11 protein-coding genes are annotated in these 12,844 nt (G+C 33.6%); 3 read left to right on the forward strand and 8 right to left on the reverse strand.

From position 1 onward, the window contains the following. The first annotated feature begins 125 nt into the window (after positions 1–125). Positions 126–602 (forward strand): hypothetical protein, encoded by a 477-nt coding sequence (locus tag K337_RS0109030; protein WP_028856319.1) that lies wholly within the window; start codon positions 126–128, stop codon positions 600–602. 101 nt (positions 603–703) lie between these two features. On the opposite strand, the gene galT is transcribed toward K337_RS0109030, so the two are convergent. Genes galT through K337_RS0109045 form a run of 3 tightly spaced genes read right to left on the reverse strand, consistent with a single transcriptional unit; the run spans position 704 to position 4,479 of the window. Continuing rightward, positions 704–2,218: a UDP-glucose--hexose-1-phosphate uridylyltransferase gene (galT, locus tag K337_RS0109035; protein WP_028856320.1), complete on the reverse strand. Its 1,515-nt coding sequence runs from the start codon at positions 2,216–2,218 to the stop codon at positions 704–706. A gap of 41 nt (positions 2,219–2,259) precedes the next feature. Further along, on the reverse strand, positions 2,260–3,294 hold the full coding sequence (locus tag K337_RS0109040; RefSeq protein WP_028856321.1) for an aldose epimerase family protein: 1,035 nt from the start codon (positions 3,292–3,294) through the stop codon (positions 2,260–2,262). Positions 3,295–3,315: 21 nt separating this feature from the next. Further along, positions 3,316–4,479 (reverse strand): galactokinase, encoded by a 1,164-nt coding sequence (locus K337_RS0109045; RefSeq protein ID WP_028856322.1) that lies wholly within the window; start codon positions 4,477–4,479, stop codon positions 3,316–3,318. Positions 4,480–4,696: 217 nt separating this feature from the next. Here K337_RS0109045 and K337_RS0109050 point away from each other — a divergent pair, with 217 nt between their 5' ends. Beyond that, positions 4,697–5,884, forward strand: coding sequence for an ROK family protein (locus tag K337_RS0109050; protein WP_028856323.1), 1,188 nt, complete (start codon positions 4,697–4,699; stop codon positions 5,882–5,884). A 142-nt stretch (positions 5,885–6,026) separates the two neighbouring features. Here K337_RS0109050 and gmhA read toward each other — a convergent pair whose 3' ends face one another. Together gmhA and K337_RS0109060 are read right to left on the reverse strand one after the other, a co-directional pair. Continuing rightward, entirely contained in the window at positions 6,027–6,602 is a 576-nt protein-coding gene (gene gmhA / locus K337_RS0109055; protein ID WP_028856324.1) for a D-sedoheptulose 7-phosphate isomerase, read from the reverse strand. A gap of 14 nt (positions 6,603–6,616) precedes the next feature. Next, positions 6,617–7,486: a LysR family transcriptional regulator gene (locus tag K337_RS0109060; protein WP_028856325.1), complete on the reverse strand. Its 870-nt coding sequence runs from the start codon at positions 7,484–7,486 to the stop codon at positions 6,617–6,619. Positions 7,487–7,678: 192 nt separating this feature from the next. Between K337_RS0109060 and K337_RS0109065 the strand changes: the two genes are divergently transcribed. Then, entirely contained in the window at positions 7,679–8,494 is an 816-nt protein-coding gene (locus K337_RS0109065) for a DUF4097 family beta strand repeat-containing protein (protein ID WP_028856326.1), read from the forward strand. Positions 8,495–8,529: 35 nt separating this feature from the next. Here K337_RS0109065 and K337_RS0109070 read toward each other — a convergent pair whose 3' ends face one another. From K337_RS0109070 to murP, 3 genes are all read right to left on the reverse strand, one after another. Continuing rightward, entirely contained in the window at positions 8,530–10,143 is a 1,614-nt protein-coding gene (locus K337_RS0109070) for an alpha,alpha-phosphotrehalase (RefSeq protein ID WP_028856327.1), read from the reverse strand. A gap of 147 nt (positions 10,144–10,290) precedes the next feature. Further along, positions 10,291–11,322 (reverse strand): MupG family TIM beta-alpha barrel fold protein, encoded by a 1,032-nt coding sequence (locus K337_RS0109075; RefSeq protein WP_028856328.1) that lies wholly within the window; start codon positions 11,320–11,322, stop codon positions 10,291–10,293. A 43-nt stretch (positions 11,323–11,365) separates the two neighbouring features. Beyond that, positions 11,366–12,769: a PTS N-acetylmuramic acid transporter subunit IIBC gene (murP, locus tag K337_RS0109080; protein ID WP_028856329.1), complete on the reverse strand. Its 1,404-nt coding sequence runs from the start codon at positions 12,767–12,769 to the stop codon at positions 11,366–11,368. Positions 12,770–12,844 lie beyond the last annotated feature (75 nt).

The following is a 12,844-nucleotide window of genomic DNA, read 5'->3' on the forward strand; positions in this document are numbered from 1 at the left end:
ATCCTTCCTATACTATTTAAAAGGATTTTTTTATATTATCGGTAAATTATAGTATAAAAACTTCCAAATTTAATCTCTGTTAAAAATATTTTATAATGATTTATTCTGTCCCCGGGAGGTATCTTATGAAGTTAATATACACTAAAAACAATATCTTGAGAGGGCTGCTTATCTACTCTGCTGGAGATACTATAGCAACTCTTATAAGAGGCGACGTTTCCCCTCTAAGAATACTAGGCATGATGTTATTGGGTGGCACAATCTATGCCTTTGAAGTCCCAAATTATTTCATTTGGATCGATAAAAAAGTTGCCCCTTTTAAACATAAAAAAATCATAAAAACAGTTTTAGCTCTCTGTTATTTTAATCCTATTTGGATAGCTAGACACATTTTTTTCATTCAGCTTTTTTCTATGGGAAAAATCGGATGGTTTATCTTAAATATTGGGTTAAAAAGTTTTATAGGAGCTCTCCCCATAAGTATTTTTGGTAATTTCATCATACAAAACCTTATCCCTATAAAATTTAGGTTTTTTTCTAGCGCTGTTTTTTCTGGCCTACTGGCTATCTACTATGCCCTCAGTGCAGTGTATTTCTCCTAAGATCTCTTTAGGATCATTTTTCATCAACAAATAAAAAATTTAAGCTGTAGTTTAATCAGGTATATTTTAAATACTAAGGTTTCTACAGCATTCATTTTGCCTTAGCAGAATATTTTTATAAATTTCATAAAAGCATCTTGCCCTTCTTCATCCCTTTTATACACTCCTGCGTCCTCTAATACTTTAGAAAATGCCACTCCTACTTCTTCGTGTAAAACTTTCTTCACACTGTCTGAAGTAAGGTTATCATAATTTTCTTTAATTTCCTTTGCCCAGTTTAGGTGCTTTTCTATTGTTTTATTATTTTCTATTTCCTCTATATAGTTATCTTTCAAAAGAACTTCCTCCAATATAGCCAATTCTTCTTTGAGCCTACCTGGAAGCACCGCTAACCCCATGACTTCAATAAGCCCTATATTTTCCTTCTTTATATTGTGGACTTCCTCGTGGGGATGAAATATACCCAATGGGTGTTCATCTGAAGTCCTGTTGTTTCTCAAAACCATATCTAACTCAAATATTTTACCTCTCCTCCTAACAATGGGAGTTACTGTGTTATGGGGTTCACCTCCGGTCTCAGCAAATATACCGACCTCTTCATCTGAATAATTTCTCCAAGTACAGAGTATCTCATCTGCTAATTCTGCTAAATCCGAACTGTTTTCAGAAGAGAGTCTTACTACTGACATGGGCCATTTTACTATTCCACCCTCTACATTTGGATATTTTTGAAATTTAATCTTTTTTTCTATAGGAGCCTTAGCCATAGCAAACTCATGATTCCCTCCCTGAAAATGATCGTGAGACAGGATAGATCCTCCTACAATCGGCAGATCTGCATTAGATCCTATAAAGTAATGGGGGAATTTCTCTACAAATTCCAGTAATCTCATAAAGGTAATTTTTGAAATTTTCATGGGTCTGTGTTCACTTGAAAATACGATACTATGCTCATTGTAATAAACATAGGGTGAATACTGTAAAAACCACTCCTCACCACTTAAGTCCAAGGGGATTATCCTATGATTTTGTCTGGCAGGATGATTTACCCTCCCTCTATACCCTTCATTTTCCTTACACAGTACACAGCTTGGATAAGTGCTGTTTTTAATATGCTTTGCTGCTGCTATGGCTTTAGGATCTTTTTCTGGCTTAGATAAGTTTACAGTTATCTCTAAATCTCCGTATTCTGTAGGAGAGTACCAGTGCATATTTTTTGCTGTCCTTTCAGTTCTTATATAGTTGGATGCCTTGGACATTGCATAATAATTTTCAGTAGCATATTTAATCCCTTTTTTTTCTGAATTTTCATAAAATTCTTTTACTACTTCAGATGGCCTGGGCATCAAGCACCCCATCAACCTTGCATCTAAAAGATCTCTATAGGTAACTGTATTCTCGGTCAACCTATTATTTTTGTCTGCCCAATCCATTATATTTTCTAAGATTTCTACCGGATCATCTAAAGTTTCATTTCTCACTTCTACACCTTTAAACTCCTCTATTTCCAATACTTCTAAGATGGAATTTCTAATATAGATCAGATCCATCTTATCCAATAATTTTTTCTGTATCCCATATTGCAGGAGACGTTCTATCTCATAATTTATATCTATCAATTTTCTCCCCCTAATTTTGTTCGTTGCTACACAATTAATTAACTGTTGGTAAATACATATCTCGTCACGGCTCTATACGGGTTATCTGGTGTATATACAGTAGTTTTAAATTCATCTACGTTGATATGATTTGGCAGGTCTTGGGTCTCAAGACACACACCTAATCTAGGTCTAGCAGTGACTCCGCAAGATAGTTTCCCCTCATTATCTCCCAAATAATTTCCTGTATAGAGCACTACTGCCTTTTGATCTGTATATACATCTAATTTTCTGCCTGTTTTTTCATGAAATAGAGATATTTCCAGTTCTTTCTCTTTTTTTAAGATAAATGGATGATCATAGCCTCTGGCAGATCTCAATTGGAGATTATTTGAATCTATGTCTTTTCCTATTTTTTTAGGAGTTTTAAAATTAAATGGTGTTCCCGTCAGATTAAAAGTTTGTCCATGGGGAATGGCATTTCCATCTAAAAATGAAACCCTGTCAGCTTCTATACACAACTCATGGTCTAGTATATCCTCCTGACAATCTCCCGAAAGATTAAAATAACTATGATTGGTGAGGTTTAAGATGGTATCTCTATCAGGAGTTCCTAAGTATGAAATTTCCAAAGTATCTTCTAGCAAAGTATACCGTACCTTGAATTCTACTTTCGAAGGAAATCCCTCCTCCATATGAGGACTTGTATAGGACAATTCTATCCCGTTTTCTACCTCAAAAACATCCCAAATCCTTTTGTCTAAGCCTTTTATTCCTCCGTGAAGGTTATTTTTTCCATTATTTACAGCTAGATTGTAGCGTACTCCTCCTAATTCAAAGCTGCCTCCTTCTATTCTGCCTGCGATCCTCCCTATGATAGCTCCAAAATATGGTGATTTTTCCTCATAGTCTCTAATATTATCATACCCCAGGACTACATTTTGTTTTTTCCTATCCCTATCAGCCATCAGAATTTCTGTTATTATTCCACCATAGTTTAATATACTGACTTCCAGCCTGTCATTTTTTAATATATATTTAAAAACTTCTTCCCCTGTTTTTAAAACACCAAATTCTGTTCTTAATATTTTCATAATTACCCCTTTCTAATAAATTTAAATCAGTTCCCTGGCTCCATCACCAATACTAGCAACATAAAAGTCTGCTGTTAAACCTATTTCATTCTTATATTTTTCACCTATATTTTTTACAAAACTATCTATATTTTTATTTTTTACGATATTTACCGTACACCCTCCAAATCCTGCGCCTGTCATCCTGGCTCCAATCACTCCTTCTTCACTCCATGCCAGTCTAACCATAGTATCTAATTCTATTCCTGTCACTTCATAATCATCCCGTAATGAGATATGAGACTCATTCATCAATTGCCCAAATCTTTGGATATTCCCATTGTTTAGTTTCTTTACAGCTTCAATTGTTCTCTGGTTTTCATAGACTGCATGCCGTGCTCTCTTCCTGTCTATTTCACTTTTTATCAGCTCTTTATTTTCTTCAAATTCCTCTACAGATAGATCTCCCAAAGATTTTATGTCTAATTTATTTTGAAGTTCTTCTAAGGATCTTTCACACTCTGCCCTTCTCTCGTTGTACTTGGAGTCAGCCAGTCCTCTCCTAACATTTGTGTTGGCTATTATGATAGATGCATCTCCTAATTCTACAGGTGCATATATATATTCCAGTGTATTACAATCCAGTAATATTGCCCTATCTTTTTCTCCCATTCCTATGGCAAATTGATCCATTATTCCACAGTTTACCCCTACAAATTCATTTTCAGCTTTCTGGCTCATTTTTACCATCTCAATCATATCTATATCTAAATTATAAAGCCCCTTTAATACCACAGATGTCAAAAGTTCTAGAGATGCAGAGGAGGATAGTCCAGCCCCATTTGGGATATTCCCAAATACCAGCATATCAAAACCCGTCTCAAGGTCGTACCCGCTGTCTTTAAAGATCTTTACCACTCCCTTGGGATAGTTTGTCCAATGATCTCCCTCATCATAGGTCAAATTCTCTAAATCTACCTCTAATATTCCTAACTCTTCAAAATTTTTCGAATAAAATCTTAATTTTTTATCCATTCTGGGTCTTACTAGCCCATAGGTTCCAAATGAAAGTGCACACGGGAATACATGTCCCCCATTATAATCTGTATGTTCTCCGATTAAATTTACCCTTCCAGGTGCAAAAAAAGTTCTCACTTCTCCTAGTCCGAATCTATCTTTAAAATCCCCTATTAATTTTTCTAACATCTCATCTTCCCCCTCTTTTACTTTTCCACACTTTATTAACTAAGTTAATAAAGGTTGTTTATGATATATTTATATGCTTTTTTCTTTTAAAAGTCAAGTCATCTTTTTTATTGACTTATTTTTTCTTTAAACATATAATTTCTTTAGATACCATTAGATCTTTATAATCTTTAAATCTAATTTTAAGGTAAATAAAATATATATTTTAGGAGTCATTATGATAAAACGAACGATGGGTAATTCAGACCTGATTAAGAGGATAAACATCTCAAATATTATAGAAATTTTAAAAACTCAAGGATTAAAATCTAGAGCTGACCTGGCTGTTTTAACAGGACTCACTCCAGCTAGTATAACTAAATTAACAAAAAAACTGATAGATTTAGATATCCTTATAGAATCTGGGATTGGCGTCATTTCTGGAGGAAGGCCGCCTATATTATTAGATATCAATCCTCATGCCGGCTATATCCTGGGAATCACCTTATCTCCTAATGAGATTCAGGGGATTTTAAGCGACGTCAACGGCGCTATCTTATTCAAAGAAAATTTCATATTAGAAAATAAAGGAAAAAAACATATCTTAAATAATTTATCCACCCTTATTTCCAACCTTATCGATAATGTGAATAGGGCTAAAATTTTAGGGATCGGAATTGCCCTCAATGGGATGGTCGATTATGAAAATGGAGTTTCCATCTTTTCACCCCACTATAAGTGGAAAAATTTTAATTTAAGAGCTGTAGTCGAAGAAGAGTTTTCCCTCCCTGTAATTATCGACAACGATGTTAGGGCTATGGCATTGGGAGAGCATAAAAACGGGATAGGCATAGATGAAGATAATTTTGTAGTTATCAATATCGGAGAAGGGATCGGAGCCGGGATTGTACTCAACAACCAACTCTATAGAGGTGAGGGATATAGTGCAGGGGAGATCGGTCATATAACCATTGAAAAAAATAGTCCTCATCTATGTTCATGTGGAAAATATGGATGTCTGGAAGCTATTGTTGGAAGTAAGAAAATTTTAGACCATGTGAGTACTGAAAAAGGGAAATTCTATATGGAGGATCCTAGTATAGAAAAAATATGTGATTTAGCAGTGGGTGGGGACAGATTTTCAATAAATATATTGGAGGAGATTGCTGAAAATCTTGGATATACCCTTTCCTTTTTGGTCAACCTCTTAAATCCAAAAGTTATAATCATAGTTGGTGAGATCAATAGCGGAGGGGAGTTATTTTATAAAAAATTAATGAATAGAGTAAAAAAATACTCCTTAAAAACTTCTACGCTGGATCTAAAGATCATCCCTTCTAAATTGGGCAGTGATGCTGCAACTATAGGAGCTACAACCTTAGTCTATGAAAATCTCTTTAAAGGGAGAAAAATTTTGAAGGTCTAATCTAAAATATCTTAAAAAAAACGTGACGTTATATCTAAAAAGGCACAGTTTATATTTTGACGTGCCCTTATAATTATAATTTATTGGATAAAAGAAAAAGCCAGAAAATCAAAATGATTTCCTAGCTTTTTTATTTTATTTCCTAATATAACTCAGGAAACATTATTCTTTCTACACCCTCTATGATAATGTGTAAGATCATCATGTGAATCTCTTGTATTCTATCTGAAGTCTGCCCAGGAATAATAAATTCATAGTCACACATTCCCTTTAATGTTCCTCCATCTTTTCCTAGGAGCATACAGGTAGTCATTCCTAATTTTTTAGCCTCTTCCACTGCTCTTATTACATTAGCAGAGTTTCCACTAGTAGATATTCCGATAAAGAAATCCCCTTCTTTACCATAAGCTTCTACACCTCTGGCAAATATCTCATCAAAACCAAAATCATTTCCAACACAAGTTATATGAGATGAATCTGAAATTGAGATTGCAGGAAGTGCTCTCCTGTTCCCTCTAAATCTCCCTGTAAATTCCTCTGCAAAATGAAGGGCATCACAGTTACTTCCACCATTTCCACAGATAAGTACTTTATTTTTATTTCCAAAAGCTTCCGCTAATTTCTTGGCCACTTTCTCTGTTAATTTTTCTTCTTTTTCTTTTTCTATAAAATCTTTTAATAGATTTAGTTCTATTTCATATGACTCAATTAAATTCATATTTTTCTCCTTTCTTATATTATTTTAAAGTTCTTCGTGAAGTTTATAAATTTAATTATTTCCAATAAACTCCTTTTATCCTTTGTGATAGCTATTTGGTACCCATCTGATACTTCGTCTATCTTTTCAATAACTTTAAATTCTCCTGATTTAACCTCATCATAGACTGTATAATAAGGTAACACCACATTTCCAACTCCTTCTCTGACGGAAGACTTGATCATACTTAAACTTCCAGTAATTGGAATTTTAGTTTTAAATTCTATTTCATGATTATTTTCTATGGCTGTTACAGCTTCATTATGTTTTAATATCTGCTTACGTATAATAAGAGGAGTATCAGCAACTTCCTTGATATCTCTATAATCCTTTGCACTGATTAAACATAGTGGAAATTTGCCTACATCTATAATCTCTAAATTTATATCTGTTATATGGGTTTCATCGATGATAGCTACATCTATATCCCCGTCTCTTAACCTTTCCAAAATTTCCTTCTTAGAAGCTATTAAGATATCATATTCTATCTCCTGATATACTTTAGAAAATTCTCTCATTAATTTTGGCAGTAGTGGTTCTCCTATGATAGTTGTAGCTCCAATACTTATCCTAGCTCTATCCACTTCTACTATTCTTGCCATCTCTTTTTCCACACGTTTAACTTTTTGGAAGATATCCTCACTCATCTTATATAAAACTTCCCCTGAATAAGTTAATTTTATCTTCTTTGAACTTCTGTCAAATAACTTAGTTCCTAGTAATTCTTCAAACTTTTTTACCTGTATAGATACTGCCGACTGATTTATGTATAAATTATGTGCTGCTTTTGTAAAACTACATTCTTTAGCTACCTCATAAAATATTCTTAAATAGTGTAAATCCAAATTTCCCCACCTCAATAATTTAATTATATTTCAGTATACTACACATCTATATTCTTATTCAATAACTAATTTCAATAATATAAGGGTCCTTCTAGAGTTTTTCTAAATATCTTTTTTTCTTTTAGGTTTTCATGCATTTTTTATAATAAAATGTTATAATTTATTTAGTATAAATAATTTAGGAGGCGACCTATGAAGAACTCAATATTTTTGTTTTTTTTCTTAATATTGATTAATATCACCACCTTTTCCAATGGGACAATTGCCTCTAAAGGTATCAAAACTATTGAGGTTAAGGGACAATATATCAACCTTAATATCATTCCCTATGCTGGTGAGAGTATCATATTAAATCAGTTATCAAATAAAAAAAATCCCATAATAAAAAATAATGTAACCAAAGATACTTTACAATATAATTTAAACAATGAGAAAAAAAATAGTTTTTTTAAAACCAAGATTAAATTCGATCTTTTGATTCCTCAAAATACTAACTTTAAATATCTTATAAAAACTACAAACAGCTCCATCTCTATAAACGGGATAAATGGAAATTTTTCTATCGATAACTCCAAGGGAAAGATCAATATAGATAACCTGGTCGGAACTCTAGAGGTTATGAACTCAAATAGAGATATTAAATTATCTAATATTGTAGGAGACATCTATGTAAAAGGTCTATTCAGCCGAGTAATTACTGAAAATACCCTGGGTGTCCTCAATATTAAAACTACCGATAGGAAAATAAAGATAAAAAATGCTGAAAAGGTAGGAAATATATCCACATCTAATGCTTCTATTTCCGCTGAATTCCAGAATATTATCTCAGATTCAAAAATAGTCACTTCAAATCATAGTCTTACGATAAAGATCCCTGAAAATCATAATTTTAACTTTTCTATTTTCGGTGATCTAATCCATGTAAAAAATGAATTCCCACAATTAAAGACCAATAATTTTTTGATCCTGGGAACATCCAATGGAACTATTAAAATTGAAAAGAAGTAGAAGGGACATTGTCCATCTTCTACTTCTTTTTTTATCTATTTATTGCTTTTAACTCTCAATGCCAAAGTTTCGTATGGTCTCAAGTTCCCACCTTTAAGCGTCTCATTATAATTTGAAATAATCACTTCTCCACCTTTTAACTTTTCCATCTCTGTAACCACTATGTCTTTATCTGTCATATTAGAAAAAACATAGAGTTTCTCCCCTTTATATTCCCTGATATACGAGAAATGTTCCTTAGAGTTTTTATCGATCAAATCAAAGGTACCATCTTTAATAAGGTCCATTTTTTTTCTTATTTCTATCAACTCTTTATAGGTATAGAATATGGAGTTTCTATCCTCCAATGCATCTCGTACATTTATTTTTTTATAGCTTTCATTGACTACAATCCAAGGTATTCCATCTGTGAATCCGGCATTTTTACTGTCATCCCACTGAATCGGTGTTCTTGCATTATCTCTGGAGATATTCTTTACTCTCTTTAACACCTCTTTTTTATCTTCCTTTTCCACTGCCATATCAAAATAATTTATAGCTTCTACATCCTTCATCTCTTCCCTAGTCCATGGCCGATTAATCATCCCTATCTCTTCCCCTTGATAGATATAGGGAGTTCCCTCCATCAAATGAAGTAAGATTGCTAACCCTTTCCCTGATAGTTCTCTGAATTCCTCCCTATCATCTCCAAATCTGGATATTGCCCTGGGCAGATCATGGTTATTATAAAAAAGTGAGTTCCATCCATCATTATGCATTCCTTTTTGCCACTTTTCAAAAATTGCTTTCAGCTTTAATAGGTCAATAGATGTGCTCCATTTATCTGGTCCAAACATAGTATGTTCAAATGTAAAAATTGTTGAAAATTCAGTGTTCTCTAGGTTAGAATATTTTTTAGCATGCTCTAAATCAGCTGACCAGGTTTCTCCTACAGTAAAAGTATCATCATAATTTCTGTAGGTAGCGTTAGCCATCTCTTCTATATATTCATGAAGTTTTGGACCATTGGACATCTCGCACTTTTCCCAGACCTTACTGATCATATCTATTACGTCAAATCTAAACCCTTTTACACCCTTCTCTAACCAAAAGTTCATCATCTTATACGTTTCTTCCCTTACTTCATCATTATCCCAATCCAGATCAGCCTGGGTTTTATCGAAGTTATGCAGGTAGTATAGATCCAGGTTTTCAATATACTCCCAGGCATCTCCTCCAAATATCGAAGTTATAGGATGATCCTCCACAAATTCTTTTTCCCTGAAGACATAGTAATCCTGATATTTTTTGTCCCCTGAAAGAGCTTTTTTAAACCAAGTATGTTCTGTAGATGTATGATTAGCCACTATATCCATAAGGATTCCCATCCCTCTTTTTTCTGCCTCAGATAAAAGCAGATCAAAATCTTCCATACTTCCAAACTCCGGATCGATCTGATAATAATCTGCAATGTCATAGCCATTATCATTTTTAGGAGAGCTGTAGATAGGAGTTAGCCATAGAAGATCCACTCCTAAATTTTCCAAATAATCTAATTTACTTATTATCCCCCTGATATCTCCCATCCCAGTTCCAGTGGTATCCATAAAACTCATAGGATATATCTGATATACTACTTTATCTTTTAAATTTTTATTGATGCCTTTCATATTCTTCCCCCCTATATTTTGTTCGTGGTGCTATTATACCCTAAAAACTAAAAAAACTTGTAAAAAAAATACTTTTTTTCACAAGTTTTAATTTAGTTACAATTTAAGAGTAATTTCAACCTTTAGTACCTATACTTCCTCAGCTTTTTATACCTCACAAAATCTAAATTTATCTCCCTCTCCTATCCTTTGGATCAGCCTTTCATCATCTAAAATTTGTGCTACTACATTCACTCTTTCGTCTGAAGGAAAATCTTTTTGGCATATCTGCAATTCTCCACTGTACCTTTCATATCCTATATTATCTATTGTCACCGATCCAGGTTTTCTATCTATAATATTATTTTTTTTTATGGGATCTTTGAAAATTCCCCTTGATTTTTCACACCTTATGAGAAAATCTCCTGGATCCATCCTATTTTTATGAAGAATATTAAAGATCTCTTCTTCCCCTAAACTCATCTCATACTTTTTTACAGGGAGCAGCCAGGAATCTCTGTCTAACTTTCCCAAAAGTAATAGTTCTTCCTTACTTGCCATAAGATCTCCTACAATAACAAGATCACAGCCTTCTCCCAATAATTCTTGAGCTCCTACTATAGGATGAAGCCCCCTATGAGCTTCCACAGTGGGAAGCCCCTCATAGACAGGCCCTCTTTTTTTAAAGTCACTTGATATAAACCCCATTATTTCCATCCCTAAAGATTTGTAATATTTATTTCTCCGCCTTAATAATTCTATAGATATCCCTGTATCCTTTCTGGGATAGTAATTATGACAAACTGTTATCTTAGAACTGTCCAAACCCATTTTCATGAGATTTTCCATCCATTCTTCGGATACAGTACTGGCATTTAATTGAATAGGATATTTTTTACTTAACCTCACTATCTCCTCATCTGAAAAACCAAAATCTAACCTCAAGGCAAAAATATTATAATCCTCCCATTTATACTTCTCTATATATTTTTTTGAAATATCTACAATTAATTTCATATTTAATTCATTTGTCTGTTTTAAAATTTTTTCAAACTCAAATAAAATTCTTTCTTCATCCGCTTCTGGAATATGCATAGAGGTAAATACTATCTCAACTCCGTTTTCCTTAGCTCTTTTCATATACTTTATGTTTTCCTCTATTTCCATATCCATTCCAGGAAATACTGAAATTCCTATCACCTATACCACCCCTAATTTAAAATATTTAAATCTTTTTTATTTTTTAGGATAGATCTACATTTTTACATCCAAATAGATATGTAAGGATAAACCCTGAAATATATGCAATTACCAATGCTGACATATATAGAATTATTGCTGTGAATACTCCGCTGTTAGATGTCATAGCAAATGACCCTAGTATTCCTGAAGATCCAAATACAGTATTTAATCCAAAGGAAAAGCCCATTTGAGACATTATACCTATATATATTCCTCCAATGGCTCCTCCTGCCATAGATGTAAAGAATGGCTTGACTCTGGGCAGAGTAACACCATAGATCAACGGCTCCCCTATTCCTAAGAATCCCGGTACAATTGCCCCTCTGATATTTTCTCGTAAATTGGATTCTTTAGGAGATTTTACATAGAGAGCTAGTGCTGCACCTACCTGTCCTGCTCCTGCCATGGCTAAGATTGGAAATAATGAGTTCATCCCTGTTGTTTCTACCAATCCCTGATATACCGGTACAAATCCCTGGTGTATTCCCATCATAACTGAGGGGAGAAATAATCCTGCCAAAATTCCCCCTCCAATTGGATTTCCATTTAGATTTGCAAAGGCAAAGTTCATAAGACCGAATAATTTAAATGATAAAGGCATAATCAATGTGTAAGTCAACGTTCCCATAGCTAATAGGGTAATTATAGGAGTGGTAATTATATCCGTCGGTTCCCATGAAAATTTCTCCCTGATAAATATTTCAAATTTAGCTGCAATTATTGTAGTGAATAATATCCCTATCATGCCTCCACGAGGTTCAATAGTTTGACCAAAAAATTCTGCCATACCACTATTTCCACCATCACCATACCCAAGTAAAAACAGCCCCGACAACATCCCTCCTATTACTCCTGACCCGCCAAATGCCTTAGTAGCATTAAACCCTATCATTATATACATAAATTTAGTCAGCGATTTATTGAAGACATTTATATAATTAACCCAGTCACCTGTTATATTTAACTCCTTACACAGTCCTGCTAATCCTGCCAGCATTCCTGCTGCGATAAATCCCGGAATTAATGGAACAAATATATTAGAAAAATTTGCCATAAATCCTTGAAACTTACTTGTCCTTTTGGCTTTTACAGCACTTTTTTGTTTTTTTATAGTATCTTCAAATTTTTCCTCTTGATCGCTTTGATTTTCATCAGTTGATTTATAGAGTTGATCCATTGCTGTATATGCTTTTTTTACCTTTCCAGGACCAAATATCAGCTGTAATTCATCACCATTTTCTTTTAACCCCAATACTCCTTCAACGGCTTTTAATCTTTCCAGATCTACTTTTTCTAAATCCTTTATCGATATCCTCAAACGTGTCATACAGCTTGTATACCCACTGATATTTTTCTTTTCTCCCACAAGCTTCATTATTTTCTCTACAACTTCCTTATAATCCATCTTCCCCCCCTATAACGACTCCTAGTCGAATATATAATCGATAATTTAAATTTATAAATACAGGTAATCATTCCT

The sequence above is a fragment of the Psychrilyobacter atlanticus DSM 19335 genome (assembly GCF_000426625.1).
GTDB lineage: Bacteria > Fusobacteriota > Fusobacteriia > Fusobacteriales > Fusobacteriaceae > Psychrilyobacter > Psychrilyobacter atlanticus.